This window comes from Mycobacterium sp. 1245801.1 (assembly GCF_001673055.1).
GTDB classification, from domain to species: domain Bacteria; phylum Actinomycetota; class Actinomycetes; order Mycobacteriales; family Mycobacteriaceae; genus Mycobacterium; species Mycobacterium europaeum_A.
Genome location: NZ_LZKY01000402.1, coordinates 35,416 through 48,734 on the forward strand (window position 1 = coordinate 35,416; position 13,319 = coordinate 48,734).

The 13,319-nt window shown below is 67.3% G+C and carries 13 protein-coding genes; 11 read left to right on the plus strand and 2 right to left on the minus strand.

Translation table 11 applies throughout. The features are described 5' to 3' along the window. Positions 1-59: 59 nt before the first annotated feature. Positions 60-902 carry a class I SAM-dependent methyltransferase gene (locus A5622_RS25700; protein WP_066882055.1) on the plus strand — a complete coding sequence of 281 codons (843 nt, stop codon included), beginning with the start codon at positions 60-62 and terminating at the stop codon, positions 900-902. Between the two features lie 50 nt (positions 903-952). After that, the gene (locus A5622_RS25705; protein ID WP_066882057.1) at positions 953-1,333 is read left to right on the plus strand and encodes a DUF427 domain-containing protein; all 381 of its coding nucleotides are present in this window, start codon (positions 953-955) and stop codon (positions 1,331-1,333) included. Here the strand turns inward: A5622_RS25705 and A5622_RS25710 are convergent. Beyond that, positions 1,327-1,728: a nuclear transport factor 2 family protein gene (locus tag A5622_RS25710; protein ID WP_066882059.1), complete on the minus strand. Its 402-nt coding sequence runs from the start codon at positions 1,726-1,728 to the stop codon at positions 1,327-1,329. The genes A5622_RS25705 and A5622_RS25710 overlap by 7 nt on opposite strands. A 60-nt stretch (positions 1,729-1,788) precedes the next feature. Here A5622_RS25710 and A5622_RS25715 point away from each other — a divergent pair, with 60 nt between their 5' ends. After that, positions 1,789-2,700 carry a DNA-3-methyladenine glycosylase gene (locus A5622_RS25715; RefSeq protein WP_066882061.1) on the plus strand — a complete coding sequence of 304 codons (912 nt, stop codon included), beginning with the start codon at positions 1,789-1,791 and terminating at the stop codon, positions 2,698-2,700. Positions 2,701-2,788: 88 nt separating this feature from the next. Beyond that, positions 2,789-3,337 carry a Dps family protein gene (locus tag A5622_RS25720; protein ID WP_066868196.1) on the plus strand — a complete coding sequence of 183 codons (549 nt, stop codon included), beginning with the start codon at positions 2,789-2,791 and terminating at the stop codon, positions 3,335-3,337. Between the two features lie 8 nt (positions 3,338-3,345). Here the strand turns inward: A5622_RS25720 and A5622_RS25725 are convergent, their stop codons facing one another. Further along, positions 3,346-5,241 carry a chloride channel protein gene (locus A5622_RS25725; RefSeq protein WP_232003044.1) on the minus strand — a complete coding sequence of 632 codons (1,896 nt, stop codon included), beginning with the start codon at positions 5,239-5,241 and terminating at the stop codon, positions 3,346-3,348. 299 nt (positions 5,242-5,540) lie between these two features. Between A5622_RS25725 and A5622_RS25730 the strand changes: the two genes are divergently transcribed. From A5622_RS25730 to A5622_RS25760, 7 genes are all read left to right on the plus strand, one after another. Continuing rightward, positions 5,541-6,533 carry a pirin family protein gene (locus A5622_RS25730; protein ID WP_066868205.1) on the plus strand — a complete coding sequence of 331 codons (993 nt, stop codon included), beginning with the start codon at positions 5,541-5,543 and terminating at the stop codon, positions 6,531-6,533. 2 nt (positions 6,534-6,535) lie between these two features. Then, a complete protein-coding gene (locus A5622_RS25735) occupies positions 6,536-7,171 on the plus strand; it encodes a TetR/AcrR family transcriptional regulator (RefSeq protein ID WP_066868207.1) in 636 nt (211 codons plus the stop codon). A 72-nt stretch (positions 7,172-7,243) separates the two neighbouring features. Beyond that, entirely contained in the window at positions 7,244-8,185 is a 942-nt protein-coding gene (locus A5622_RS25740) for a class I SAM-dependent methyltransferase (protein ID WP_066882065.1), read from the plus strand. Between the two features lie 27 nt (positions 8,186-8,212). Beyond that, entirely contained in the window at positions 8,213-9,154 is a 942-nt protein-coding gene (locus tag A5622_RS25745) for a class I SAM-dependent methyltransferase (RefSeq protein ID WP_066868209.1), read from the plus strand. Between the two features lie 90 nt (positions 9,155-9,244). After that, complete coding sequence (locus A5622_RS25750; RefSeq protein WP_066882067.1) at positions 9,245-10,810, plus strand: LCP family protein; 1,566 nt, start codon at positions 9,245-9,247, stop codon at positions 10,808-10,810. A gap of 142 nt (positions 10,811-10,952) precedes the next feature. Then, positions 10,953-12,386: an aldehyde dehydrogenase family protein gene (locus A5622_RS25755; RefSeq protein WP_066882069.1), complete on the plus strand. Its 1,434-nt coding sequence runs from the start codon at positions 10,953-10,955 to the stop codon at positions 12,384-12,386. A gap of 57 nt (positions 12,387-12,443) precedes the next feature. Continuing rightward, positions 12,444-13,307: an SDR family oxidoreductase gene (locus A5622_RS25760; RefSeq protein WP_066868214.1), complete on the plus strand. Its 864-nt coding sequence runs from the start codon at positions 12,444-12,446 to the stop codon at positions 13,305-13,307. Positions 13,308-13,319 lie beyond the last annotated feature (12 nt).

Sequence of the window (13,319 nt, forward strand, 5' to 3'; positions counted from 1 at the left end):
ACGCCGATCGCCGTTCAGGATGCGCCGCGGCCCGTCGTGGGGGACTAGCCTCGGGCGGTATGCCAACCGCGCGAGTACCCGTCGATCTCACCGGGGCGCCCCAGACCATGCTGGCGACGTTCTACGCGAAGGCGCTGGACGCCGACTTCGACAAGCCGATCCTGGGCGATCGGTACGCCAAGGAGATCGTCGAGCGCATCGACTACGACTGGAAGAAGACCACCATCACGGCGCGGCGAGCGCCGTCGGTGACCACCCGGTCGGCGCACTTCGACGACTGGACGCGCAAATTCCTTGCCGCGCATCCGCGTTCGGCCGTGCTGCACCTGGGCTGCGGGCTGGACAGCCGGTTCTTCCGCGTGCAGCCGGGTCCGGACGTCGAGTGGTACGACGTCGACTACCCCGAGGTTGTCGCGCTGCGCACCCAGCTCTACCCGAGCCCCGATCACTACCGCGTCATCGCCGCCTCGGTCACCGACCCGGCATGGCTGGAAGACATCCCCGCCGACCGTCCCACCCTGATGATCGGGGAGGGGCTGACCATGTACCTCACCGAGCGGGACGGCATCGCGCTGCTGCGCCGGGTGGTCGACCGATTCGGTTCCGGCGAGTTGCAGTTCGACGCGTTCAACTGGCTCGGGATCAAGTCGCAATGGCTCAACACGGTGGTGCGGCGGTCGGGATCCACGCTGCACTGGGCGATCAACGGGCCCGACGACATCGTCAGCGCCGTGCCGGGGGTGCGGCTGCTGGCCTGGGAACGATGGTTCGAGTCCGACACCTTCGCGCGGTTGCCCCGCCCAACCCGAGTCCTGGGCAAGCTCATGGCGCAGGTTCAGGCGGCTGCGAACATGGCGCAATACCACCGCTACGCATTTGGCCCGGCCGAACGGGAAGGCTAGGCCACGGACGCGCGTTGAACGACTGATAGGCGCCTGAAGGAGGAACCACCATGGCCCACCCGGAAATCAAAGAACCCAACGCGGGGCACCCGATCACCATCGAGCCGACCAAGGGACGGGTGCAGGTGCGCGTCAATGGCGAGCTCGTCGCCGACACCACCGCCGCGCTGGAACTGCGTGAAGCCACTTTGCCTGCGGTGCAATACATTCCGATCGCCGACGTGGCACAGGATCGGCTCACCCGGACGGACACCAGCACGTACTGCCCCTTCAAGGGCGACGCCAGCTACTACAGCGTGACCACTTCGGCCGGTGACACCGTCGACGACGTGATCTGGACGTACGAGCAGCCGTATCCGGCGGTCGCGGCGATCGCCGGGCATGTGGCGTTCTACCCCAACAAGGCCGACATCAGCGTGCTAGCTCAGTAGGGGACCCACCCGGGAAGCGCGGTCGCCACCGCGCGGGTGTCGCTGTAGAGGCGCATCGAGACGATCAGCCCGTCACGGGTGTCGAAGATGCAGACGAACGGGCTGTCGTACTCGACGCCGGCGGACGTGATGCCGCTGGCCTGCGCCTCCACCACCACGGTCTCCCCCTCGTTGACGCAGCGCACCAGGTCGATGGTCAGTTCGAGCTCCTGTTTGCGTCGCTCCACCCCACGCCGAAACGCGTCCTTGTCACAGGACGTGCGGGTGTAGAGCGTCCAGTAGGTGAAGTCGTCGCTGAGCAGGGAGAAGCCCTCGTCCAGATCGCCGCCGTCGCTGGTGCTCTGCAGGAACATCCAGGCCAGTTCGCCCTGCGGGTCATCGAACGGCGTCATCACAACGCAATATTGACGTGGGACGCAGTTCACGGTCAATCACGGCAGTCGGGGAGTCATCAGGTGGAAAGCGCGCGCACGGTCGTGTTCCCCGGAGCCGTCAGCTTCGGGCACACGTTGGGGCCCCTTCGCCGCGGCCGGGGGGATCCGTGCTTCCGGACTCCCGGTGACGGCTCGATCTGGCGTACCAGCCTGCTACCCACCGGTCCGGTCACGGCCCGGATCAGCCGCGTCGCCCACAACGCCGCGCACGCCGTGGCGTGGGGCGGCGGCGCGCAGGAGTTCGTCGAGATGCTGCCCGCCCTGCTCGGTCTCGAGGACGACGACTCGGACTTCGTGCCGCACCATCCGACGGTTGCCGCCGCCCAGCAACGGGTGCCGCACCTGCGCCTGGGAAGAACCGGCCTGGTGCTGGAGGCGCTGATCCCGGCCATCATCGAGCAGCGGGTGCCCGGCGCCGATGCGTTTCGCGCATGGCGGGTGCTGGTGTCGAAGTACGGCTCGCCGGCGCCGGGGCCGGCGCCCGACGGGATGCGCGTCATGCCGGCCGCGGAGGTCTGGCGATACATCCCGTCGTGGGAGTTTCATCGCGCCAACGTGGACCCGAGACGGGCGCAGGCGGTGGTGACCTGCGCGCGTCGGGCCTCCTCGGTGGAGCGGCTGGCGGGTGGGCCGGCCGGGCAGGCGCGTGCGGCGCTCATGTCGCTGCCGGGCGTGGGGGAGTGGACCGCCGCCGAGACGGCACAACGCGCCTTCGGTGACGCCGATGCCGTGTCGGTGGGCGACTACCACATCCCCAAGATGATCGGCTGGACGTTGCTGGGGCGGCCCGTCGACGACGCCGGCATGCTCGAACTGCTCGAGCCGATGCGCCCGCACCGCCAGCGCGTGGTCCGGCTCCTCGAGGCCAGCGGACTGGCGTACGAACCGCGCCGCGGGCCGCGGCTGCCGGTGCAGCAAATCCACTCACTTTGATCCGTCGCGTTTTTCACTATCGCCATCGGGTACCCAACGGGGCAGTAACCGTGTGTGAACCCCATGGAAGGAAGCTAGGAAACAAGCGATGACTCAGTTCACGATTCCGGGATTGACCGACAAGCAGGCGGCGCGGCTCACCGAACTGCTGCAAAAGCAACTGAGCACCTACAACGATCTGCACCTGACGCTCAAGCACATTCACTGGAACGTGGTGGGCCCCAACTTCATCGGCGTGCACGAGATGATCGACCCGCAGGTGGATGCGGTCCGCGGGTTCGCCGACGATGTCGCCGAACGCATTGCGGCCCTTGGTGCTTCGCCGCAGGGTACTCCCGGCGCCATCATCAAGGACCGCTCGTGGGACGACTATTCGGTCGGCCGCGACACGGTCCAGGCCCACTTGGCCGCGCTGGATCTGGTGTACACCGGCGTGATCGAGGACATCCGCCAATACATCGACGAGACAGACGAACTCGACCAGGTGACCCAGGACCTGCTGATCGGGCAGGCGGGTCGGCTGGAGAAGTTTCAATGGTTCGTCCGGGCGCACCTGGAAAGCGCCGGCGGAGAGTTGGCCCACCAAGGCAAGAGCACCGAGAAGGACGCCGCAAGCAGCGCTCGTGGCAAATCCTGACGGTTATGCTAGTCACGGTGCTTGGAATCGGCGTCCCGCGAACCGTTTTTGGGGACTAGGACATTGATGCGGTCTCCGGCCGTGAGTTGCACGGCGGGTTGGGCGTCGACCAGCTGCCGGTTGTGCACTACGGATACCGGGAGGTGGCCCGCCGGCCAATCGAGGTCGTCGAGCGTGCGTCCGACCGCGGCCGAATCCGCCGCCAGAGTGTGCTCGATGATGCAGTATCCGTCGAGTTGACTTCGCGGATCGTGTTCGTTCTCGGGACTTTTCGGGTCCGCGGAGTCACCGCCGAGATTCGCGGCGGTGGGGCTGGGTTCGACACCTGTGACGTAGGCACTGACGGCGCGCAGCACGTTCTGGTTGGTCAGCCAACCCTGAACGCGGTGCGCGTTGGTATCGATCACCGGTAGTCCATCGCGGCCATAGAGCACCAGCTGGCGCAGGGCCTGCGCGAGGCTGTCGTTGGCAAACAGCGCCTGCGGTTCCCGGATCCGGGTCACGGGGCCGAGGAGTTGTGTTCTGTCGTGGGTGGTGTCGCTTGTCGGATGGGTCAGGTCCAGTGGAGTGGCAAATGGATGCATGGCCTCAGCGACCGTGAGGCCCGCAAAAGCGTGGGCGGGGGCGGGCCGATCGATGTCGATGCCCCGGCGTAGCAGCTTGGCGGTGTAGATGGTGCCGTAGGAAAGCCCGCGCGACACCGTGGTTCCCACGGCGACGGCCAGCATGACCGGCAATGTCAGGGTGAAGTCGCCGGTCATCTCGACCGTGCTGGCCAGCGCGGTGAGCGGGGCCCGGGCGGCGGAAGCGAATACCGCGCCCATGCCGACGATGGCATACAGCGCGGGATGTCCCACCGCAGTGCCGATGACGTGCTGGACGATCAGCCCGAATGCCATGCCGGAAGTAGCCCCCACGAACAACGACGGAGCGAACACGCCGCCGGAGCCGCCGATCCCGATGGTCAAGCTGCACGCCAGCATTTTGCCGCCGGCGAGGACCACCAGGAACCACAGAGCGTAATGGCCGGCAAAGGCGGCGTACATGACCGGGTAGCCCACCCCGTACAGCTGCGGCACGGCGAGCAACAGCAGGCCCAGCACCAATCCACCGACCGCCGGTCGCGCCCAGTCCGGGCGCTCGCCCCAGAGCCGATCACACAGATCCTCCGTCTTGTACAGGACGTTTTTGAACACGATGCCCAGCACCCCGGCGACCGCCGCAAGAAGGGCGATCAGCAAGTAATTGGCAATGTGATTGAGCTCGATGCCCTCGGGAAGCTTCGTGAGGAAAGGGGCGGAGCCGAAGAACACGCGGGCGATCACGTCGGCGACCATTGCCGAAAGCATGATGGTGAAGATCGCCTCGACCGAGAGTTCACGCAGGATCAGTTCGACGGCGAAGAACACCCCGGTGATCGGGGCGTTGAACGTTGCCGAGATGCCGCCGGCGGCGCCGCACGCCACCAGCACCCTTAGCCGATTCTCCGGCATCCGCACCCATTGACCGAAGCTTGATGCCAGCGCCGCACCGATCTGCACGATCGGCCCCTCCCGACCGACCGAGCCGCCGGTTCCGATGCATATCGCCGAGGCCAGCGCTTTCACCACCGTCACCTGCGGGCGGATGCGGCCGCCGTTCTCTGCGACGGCGATCATCACTTCCGGGACGCCGTGGCCACGCGCCTCGCGCGCGAACCGGCTGATCAGTGGCCCGTACAGCAACCCGCCGATAACGGGGATGACCGCGTAAAACGCGATCCCCAACCAGGGCAGGTGGTCGCTGGCCGCCCACCCCTGTTGGCCGAACTCGTCATGGCCGGTCGCCAGCCAGGTGAAGCCGAAGACCAGGTAGCGGAATGCGACCGCGCCGAGCCCGGCGCCGACCCCCACCACGATTGCCACGCAAAACAAGCCCAGTTGATTCGCCCGCAGCCAGCTTGCGAGCTGTCCCGGAAACCCGGCCCCCGGCTTTCGCGTGCGGGCCGGGTGACCGGCTGATTTGTCCTGCCCCATGCCCGTCACCCTCCCCAGCGTTCTTTCAATCGTTGCGTCGAAACCATGTTCGAAGGTCACCCGCACCCGCGACGAATATTTATGTCAGCAAATATTGCCCTATGGAACTATCGGCCGCCTGTTACGAGCCCCCGGAATAAGCGGACCTCAGTCCGGTTATATGGGGCATCCACTAAACGAGGAGCCCGATGCCTGCAATCACGGCTGACACCATGACCCTGCCGCGAGTGAGCGGCCCCGGCCCTGCGGATGCCGAGCGGGCCGTCCGATCGATCACCACCTGCCCGCGCGGCTACGAGGGCGAGGGTTTTCCGGTGGTGCGCGCCTTCGCGGGCGTCAGCACCGCCGCGCTCGACCCGTTCGTGCACATGGACCAGATGGGTGAGGTCGACTACCAACCGGGCGAGCCCAGGGGCACCGATTGGCATCCGCACCGCGGCTTCGAAACCGTGACCTACATGCTCGACGGGAAGTTCGCGCACCAGGACTCGCACGGTGGCGGCGGCCTGATCGCCGACGGCGCCACGCAGTGGATGACGGCCGGGTCCGGCATCCTGCACATCGAGACCCCGCCGGCCGAACTGGTCGACAGCGGCGGGCTCTTCCACGGCATCCAGTTGTGGGTCAACCTGCCGAAAAAGGACAAGTTCGCGCCCCCGCGCTATCAGGCCATCGAGGGTGGCGACGCTGCCCTGCTCGCCTCCGACGACGGCGGGGCGTTGGTCCGCATCATCGCCGGCGAGATCGACGGCCACCGGGGTCCGGGCATCACTCACACCCCGATCACCCTCGCCCACGCGACCATCGAGAACGGGGCCCGGCTCAACATCCCGTGGCGGCGCGATTTCAACGCGCTGGCCTACGTGCTGTCCGGCAGCGGGTACGTCGGTCCGGTCGCGCACCCGATCCGCCAGGGGCAGTTAGCGGTCCTGTCAGCCGGCGATCGGATCACGGTCGGCGCCCAGCGGGCACCGGATTCGAGCGGCCTGCCGGTCCGGGGCGCCATTGATGTGCTGCTTCTGGGCGGGCGGCCGATTCGCGAACCGGTATTCCACTACGGCCCTTTCGTGATGAACACTCGGGCGGAATTGATCGAGGCGCTAGAGGACTACCGAGCTGGAAAGTTTGGCACCATTCCGCCAAATGCGCTAATGCCGCACCGCGGGGGTGGCACACTTTAGCAATGCATCCCCGGGGGAATCGCAGGCCCGGGCGTCCGCCCGCCGCGAAAGCCGACGAGACGCGGCAGCGGATCATCCAAGCCGCCCGTCTGGTCTTCAGCGAGCGCGGCTACGACGGCGCGACGTTCCAGGCCATTGCGGCGCGCGCCGACCTTACCCGACCGGCGATTAACCATTATTTCTCGAGCAAACGAGCGCTTTATCGCGAAGTTATGGACGAGACAAATGAATTCATCATCGGAGCAGGAATTAAACAGGCCGAAGGCGAGACGGGGCTGGTAGCACGGCTGACGGCGTTCATCTCCGCGGCTGTTAAAGCGAATTCGGAAAATCCCGCCGGTTCGGCGTTCATTATCGGCGGCGTACTCGAATCGCAGCGGCATCCGGAGTGGAGCGCAACCGAAAATGATTCCGTGCGGGTGGCGCGAGAATTTCTGATGCGCGAAGTGAACGAGGCGATCGAGCGCGGCGAGGTCGTCGCCGACATCGATGCGTCCGCGTTGGTCGAATCACTGCTCGTGGTGATCTCGGGGGTGGGCCTGTACGCGGGTTACATCAAGAGCTACAAGGAAATGCTGGCTGTCACAGGGATGCTGCGCCAGCTCCTGGAAGGCGCGCTCTGGCGGCCGGAGGCCTAGCCCGTTCGACGCAGTGAAGTTGCGCACAAAGCGTATAGGCTAACTAACTTATCCCGGTACCATGGTCGGGATATGACTGACCTGGATGCCTCGCCACCGCCTTCCGTACGGTCTGCCGGCGACAGCTGGACCATCACCGAACTCGTCGGCGCCACCGCGCTGGGCGTCGCCGCGTCGCGCGCGGCCGAGACCGCCGGACCCGATCCGCTGATCCGCGACGAGTTCGCGCGCCTGCTGGTGTCGTCGGCCGGACCGGCGTGGGCCCGGTTGGCCGACCCCGAGCTCGGCTGGCTCGACGGCGATCAGCACGGCCAGCGCGCGCATCGGTGCGGCATCGACTACCAAGCCGTGCGCACCCACTTCTTCGACGAGTACTTCGCCGGGGCCGTCGACGCAGGCATCCGCCAGGTGGTGATCTTGGCCGCCGGCCTCGACTCCCGGGCTTACCGGCTGGACTGGCCGACCGGCACCACGGTCTACGAGATCGACCAGCCCCAGGTGCTCGAATACAAGGCAGGCATCCTGCAGCAGCACGGCGCCGTGCCCACCGCCATCCGGCACCCCGTCGCGGTGGACCTGCGCGACGACTGGCCCGCGGCCCTGACCGCCGCCGGGTTCGACCGCACGCGGCCCACCGCGTGGCTGGCCGAAGGCCTGCTCCCGTACCTGCCCAGCGACGCCCAGGACCGGCTGTTCGAGATGTTCACCGCGCTGAGCGCACCCGGCAGCCAGGTCGCGATCGAGATGTTCGGCATGAACTCGCGCAGCAACTCGCAGCGCTGGCTGCGGATGCGGGAGCGGCTCGGCCTGGACGTCAACGTCCAGGCGCTGACGTACCACGAGCCGGACCGTTCGGACGCCGCGGCGTGGCTGGCCGAGCACGGCTGGCAGGTGCACAGCGTGAGTAACCGCGACGAGATGGCCCGGCTGGGGCGTCCAGTGCCCGACGACCTGACCGACGAGGCGGTCCGCAGCACCCTGTTGCGGGCGCGTCTCGGCACGCCCACCGCCTGACCGAGGATCGATCCAAGGAGCAACGCCATGAGTTCACTGCGCACGCACGACGACACCTGGGACATCAAGAGCAGCGTCGGCACCACCGCGGTGATGGTCGCCGCGGCGCGGGCCATCGAGACCGAGCAGCCCGACGCGCTGATCCGCGACCCCTACGCCCGGCTGCTGGTCAACAACGCCGGCGCCGAGGTGCTCTGGGAGGCCATGCTCGACCCGGAGGTCGTGGCCAAGATCGAAGCCATCGACGAAGAATCCGCCGCCCGGATCCAGCACATGCGCGGCTACCAGGCGGTGCGGACCCACTTCTTCGACGAGTACTTCGCGGACGCCGTCGCCGCCGGGATCCGGCAGGTGGTGATCCTCGCGTCGGGTCTGGATTCGCGGGCGTACCGCCTCGACTGGCCGGCCGGCACCACCGTCTACGAGATCGACCAGCCCCAGGTGCTGGACTACAAGACCACGACGCTGGCCGAAAGCGGTGCCACCCCGTCCGCCGACCGCCGCGAGGTGGCGATCGACCTGCGCGAGGACTGGCCGACCGCGCTGCGCGCGGCCGGCTTCGACCCCGCCCGGCCCACCGCCTGGCTGGCGGAGGGATTGCTGATGTACCTACCCGCGGAAGCCCAGGACAAGCTGTTCACGCAGATCGGCGAGCTCAGCCCGGCGGGCAGCCGCGTCTCCGCCGAGACCGCACCCATGCACGCCGAGGAGCGGCGCCAGCAGATGCGCGAACGGTTCAAAAAGGTGGCCGACCAGCTCGGCCTCGAGGAGACCGTCGACGTCGGCGAGCTGATGTACCGCGACGAGCACCGTGCGAACCTCGCCGACTGGCTCAACGAGCACGGCTGGCGCGCCACGGCGCAGAACTCGATCGACGAGATGCACCGCCTGGGTCGTGGGGTGCAGAGTTCCGAAATCGACGAAGACCGGGACGCCTTCTCCGACTTCGTCATCGCCGAGCGCCTGTAGCGGCCCGCACCCGGCTCGTCGACCGTCGGTTGGCTCGCGGCTCCGGTTACCGGGAATTCGCCTGGTCATCGGGGACAATGGTCACTCATTATGGCCAGTGGCGGATCGGGGCGATCGCACCGTTGGGTGCTGCTCAAGGGCCGCCTGGTCGCCAGCATCGCGTCGGCGTTCGTCATGGCCATCACCGGCGTCGGCTGGACGGGCTACCACACCGCGCTGGGCAGGATCATCATCTCCCACGCGCTGCCCCATGCGGCGACGACGCTCGACGGCAACCAGAACATCTTGCTGATGGGCTTGGACAGCAGGTTGGATCAGAACGGTCAGCCGCTGCCCCAGGAGATCTACGACGCGCTGCACGCCGGGGACGAAAGCTCGGGCGGCTACAACGCGAATGTCCTTATCGTCGTGCATCATTCGGACGGTGACGGGCCCGTCACCGCGATCTCGATTCCGCGCGACGACTACGCGGAGCTACCGGGCTGCCCGGGGTCGGTCTGCGCCGGCAAGATCAAGCAGGCCTACGGGCTGGCCTATCAGCAGTCGCTGAATTCGCAGGCGGCCGGGAAATCGGGTGGGGCGGGCGCCACCAATCTGGCGGCCCGCGAGCAGACCGCCCGCGAGGCTGGGCGCAAGGCCGAAATCAGCGCCGTCAACGACTTTCTGGGGATCTCCGTCGACCACTTCGTCGAGATCACGCTGGGCGCGTTCTTTCAAATCGCCAAGGCCGTCGAGCCGATCACGGTGTGCCTCAACGCCGATACGCGGGACAGCTATTCGGGTGCCGACTTCCATCAGGGGGTGCAGCGCATCGACGCCGCGGACGCGATGGCCTTCGTGCGGCAGCGCCGCGACGAAAACGACGGCTCCTTCACCGATTTCGACCGGACGCGACGGCAGCAGGCGTTCCTGGTGTCGTTGGTCCAGGCGGCTCGCAGCGGTGGTGCGCTGTCCAGCGTGAGCGGGCTGCGTAAGCTGCTGCAGGTCGCCCGAGACAACGTCGCCGTCGACGACGGGCTCGACATCATGGAATTGGCCTCGCGGGCCTCGCAATTGAGTGAGCGGCCGCTGTCGCTGTACACCCTGCCCATCTCCGGCTTCGGCGAGGACGCCAACGGGTCCGACATCAACCAGGTTGACCTTCCGACGATCCGGCGCATCGTCAACGAGCGGTTTATGTCCGACACGCCGGTCGCGCTCGAGGCCGCGTCACCGGCCACCCAGCCGGCACCCGTGCTGACCGAACCCGTGATCCTCGACGTCGTCAACGCGGCCGCACGGGACGGACTCGCGGCCGCCATCGAGGAGGCCTTCGCGGCCCGCGGCTTCACCCGCGGCAGCGCCACGACCGCCGCGGCCCCGGCCGACGACAGCGTCATCGAATACGGCCCCGGGGCGGACCGCGGCGCGCAGCTCCTGGCCGACCAGCTGCACATGCCCGCGACGGCGAACGGCGCCGTGGCCGCGGCCACCGTGCGGCTGACGGTGGGGACGGGGTTTCCCGCGGCGGACTACCTCGCCCACCCCGGCGCGACGACCGACCCGTCGGGGTCCGGGCAGGTGAGTGCCGTCGCCGCCACCGGCACCGGCGACCGCGCCCCGGCGCCGACCGACCTCAGCCAGATGACCGCGGCGAAGGTGCCCTGCGTCAAGTAACCGCGCCGCAACCGCGGTGGTACTGCCCGGCGAGACCGGGGTTGGGCGGATCCTTCCTATTGCTCTCCCAACCGGATGGTTAGTATCGCGGTTATCACCGATGAGCGGCCGCCTTGCAGCGGGACTCTGCTCGGGAAGGACAATGATGACCACCGAATCGGTTGCATCGCAGACATCGCTCGCCAAGGACTCCACCAACGGGGCGGCTGCGGCCGACGTCCCCGCCACGGTTGCCCGCCTTCGTCAGACCTTCGCCACCGGACGTACCCGCGACGTCGAATGGCGCAAGCGGCAGCTGCTGCAACTGGCGAAGCTGATGGAGGAGAACGAGGCCGCGATCGCCGCCGCGCTCGCCGAAGACCTGGACCGCAGCCCCTTCGAGGCCTACATCGCTGACATCGCCACCACCGCCGGCGAAGCCAAGTACGCGGCCAAGAAGGTGCGGAGGTGGACCCGCCGCAAGTACCAGCTGCTGGAGGTGCCGCAACTTCCCGGCCGCGGTTGGATCGAGTACGAGCCCTACGGCACCGTGTTGATCATCGGCGCCTGGAACTACCCGTTCTATTTGACCCTGGGTCCGGCCGTCGGAGCGATCGCCGCCGGAAACGCCGTCATCCTCAAGCCGTCCGAGATCGCGGCGGCGTCCGCGCACCTGATGGCCGAGCTGGTGCCGAAGTATCTCGACAAGGACGCCATCGCGGTGGTCGAGGGCGACGGCGCGACGAGCCAGGAGCTCATCGCCCAAGGCTTGGACCGCGTGCTGTTCACCGGCGGCACCGAGATCGGCCGCAAGGTCTACGAGGGCGCGGCACCGCACCTGACGCCCTGCACTCTGGAGCTCGGCGGCAAGAGCCCGGTCATCGTCGCCGCCGACGCCGACGTGGAGGTGGCGGCCAAGCGGATCGCCTGGATGAAACTGCTCAACGCCGGACAGACCTGTGTGGCACCCGATTACGTCCTGGCGGACGCCACGATTCGCGATGAACTGGTCGACAAGATCGGTGCCGCCATCACCAAGTTCACCTCGGACAAGCCGGGCGGCATGCGGGTGGTCAATCAACGCCAATTCGACCGGATCAGCGGTTACCTGTCCGGCGGAGACGGCAAGGTCACCGTCGGCGGGGCCTGCGACGCGTCGAACCTGCGCATCCAGCCCGCCGTCGTGGTGGACCCCGACCCGAACGGGCCGCTGATGCAGAACGAGATCTTCGGTCCCGTCCTGCCGGTGGTCACCGTCCAAAACCTGGACGAGGCAATACGTTTCGTGAACTCAAGGCCCAAGCCGCTGTCGGCGTACCTGTTCACCAAGCGGCGCGAGACGCGCGAGCGGGTGATCAAGGAGGTGCCGGCCGGCGGCATGCTGGTCAACCACATCGCCTTCCAGGTGTCGACGGCCAAGCTGCCGTTTGGTGGGGTCGGCGCTTCGGGGATGGGGGCCTACCACGGCCGCTATGGCTTCGAGGAGTTCAGCCACCGCAAGTCGGTGTTGACCAAACCCACTCGGCCCGACCTGTCGAGCTTCATCTACCCTCCGTACACCGAGCGGGCCTTCAAGATGGCCCGCCGAATGTTCTGACCCTGGTTTCACCGAAACCGTTGCAACACTGAGTTTTTCACAGCAGAGAGGAAACGTATGCCCGGAGTGCAGGATCGCGTCATCGTCGTCACCGGAGCCGGTGGAGGCCTGGGCCGTGAGTACGCCCTGACCCTCGCCAAGGAGGGCGCCAGCGTCGTCGTCAACGACCTCGGCGGTTCGCGTGACGGCACCGGCGCCGGCCATAACATGGCCGACCAGGTGGTCCAGGAGATCAAGGACGCCGGCGGGCGGGCGGTCGCCAACTACGACAGCGTCGCCGAACCCGAGGGCGCCGAGAACATCATCAAAACCGCGCTCGACGAATTCGGCGCCGTGCACGGCGTGGTCAGCAACGCCGGCATACTGCGCGACGGCACCTTCCACAAGATGTCCTTCGAGAACTGGGACGCCGTGCTCAAGGTGCACCTCTACGGCGGCTACAACGTCATCCGCGCCGCCTGGCCGCACTTCCGTGAGCAGAGCTACGGCCGCGTCGTCGTGGCCACCTCCACCAGCGGACTGTTCGGTAACTTCGGCCAAACCAACTACGGCGCAGCCAAACTCGGCCTCGTCGGCCTGATCAACAGCCTGGCGCTGGAGGGTGCGAAGTACAACATCCACGCCAACGCGGTCGCCCCGATCGCCGCCACCCGCATGACCGAGGACATCCTGCCCAAGGAGGTGCTCGAGAAGCTGACCCCCGAATACGTCGCACCCGTGGTGGCCTACCTGTGCACCGAGGAAAACCCGAACAGCGCTTCGGTTTTCGTCGTCGGTGGCGGCAAGGTGCAGCGCGTCGCGCTGTTCCAGAACGCGGGCGTCAACTACGACAAGCCGCCGACGGTGGAGGACATCGCCTCGCAGTGGGGCGAGATCACCGACCTGTCCGCGGCGAAGCAGGCGGACTTCAAGCTGGGCTGAGCCAGCCGCGAC

What these genes read in the sequence shown, in the direction of transcription:
- A5622_RS25700 (WP_066882055.1), top strand. Translation starts at nt 60, where the DNA reads ATGCCAACCGCGCGAGTACCCGTCGATCTCACCGGGGCGCCCCAGACC.
- A5622_RS25705 (WP_066882057.1), top strand. Translation starts at nt 953, where the DNA reads ATGGCCCACCCGGAAATCAAAGAACCCAACGCGGGGCACCCGATCACC.
- A5622_RS25720 (WP_066868196.1), top strand. Translation starts at nt 2,789, where the DNA reads ATGACTCAGTTCACGATTCCGGGATTGACCGACAAGCAGGCGGCGCGG.
- A5622_RS25730 (WP_066868205.1), top strand. Translation starts at nt 5,541, where the DNA reads ATGCCTGCAATCACGGCTGACACCATGACCCTGCCGCGAGTGAGCGGC.
- A5622_RS25735 (WP_066868207.1), top strand. Translation starts at nt 6,536, where the DNA reads ATGCATCCCCGGGGGAATCGCAGGCCCGGGCGTCCGCCCGCCGCGAAA.
- A5622_RS25740 (WP_066882065.1), top strand. Translation starts at nt 7,244, where the DNA reads ATGACTGACCTGGATGCCTCGCCACCGCCTTCCGTACGGTCTGCCGGC.
- A5622_RS25745 (WP_066868209.1), top strand. Translation starts at nt 8,213, where the DNA reads ATGAGTTCACTGCGCACGCACGACGACACCTGGGACATCAAGAGCAGC.
- A5622_RS25750 (WP_066882067.1), top strand. Translation starts at nt 9,245, where the DNA reads ATGGCCAGTGGCGGATCGGGGCGATCGCACCGTTGGGTGCTGCTCAAG.
- A5622_RS25755 (WP_066882069.1), top strand. Translation starts at nt 10,953, where the DNA reads ATGATGACCACCGAATCGGTTGCATCGCAGACATCGCTCGCCAAGGAC.
- A5622_RS25760 (WP_066868214.1), top strand. Translation starts at nt 12,444, where the DNA reads ATGCCCGGAGTGCAGGATCGCGTCATCGTCGTCACCGGAGCCGGTGGA.